General features: G+C 65.1%; 1 protein-coding gene. It reads right to left on the bottom strand.

Translation table 11 applies throughout. From position 1 onward, the window contains the following. Positions 1-602: Gfo/Idh/MocA family protein (locus tag A5706_RS21100; RefSeq protein WP_197517913.1), on the bottom strand; the 602-nt coding region annotated here is incomplete at both ends.

The following is a 602-nucleotide window of genomic DNA, read 5'->3' as shown; positions in this document are numbered from 1 at the left end:
GACCCGAGCTGGTACGCATAGCTGGTGCGGCGCGGGAAGCGCTCCACCCGCTTGCCGTCGGCCGAGCGGATCGTGAGCCGGGGCAACAAGTGCGGAGCAGCCGGACTGAGGTAACGCAGCCGGCCGCGATCCCCAACCACCTTGGCGCTCGCCCAAAACAGGTTCGACGACCACAGCGCGCAGTGCAGGCGGCCCGTGTGCCCGCCGGCGAACCGCAATTCGGCCGTCATAGCCCGGTCCACTTCGGGACCGCCCAGTTTCGCACGAGCCGAAACGACTTCCGGGGTCGAACCGCCGAACGTACGGAGCATGTCGACCGTATAGCTTCCGTCGGTCATCAGCGCGCCACCGGCAAGGGAGTAGTCGTAGATGTTGCTATTTGAACGCTTCGGCAGCATGACGCACACCGCTACCTCCACTCGCTGCAATCTACCCAGCTCCCCCGAAGCGATGATCTGCTCGACGCGCGATGTCAACGGATGGTAGCGGTACTGGAGCGCCTCCATGACGACACGATCTGATTTCGCGGCTAACTCGGCGATCTCGCGGGCCTCGGCGGCGTTGGCAGTGAACGGCTTTTCGCACAGCACGTGCTTGCCCGC

Origin of the sequence: Mycobacterium sp. E796 (assembly GCF_001672815.1) — a bacterium.
Taxonomy (GTDB): domain Bacteria; phylum Actinomycetota; class Actinomycetes; order Mycobacteriales; family Mycobacteriaceae; genus Mycobacterium.
The sequence above is the reverse complement of the archived record's forward strand: the minus strand, read 5'-3'. Positions and strand labels throughout refer to the sequence as shown.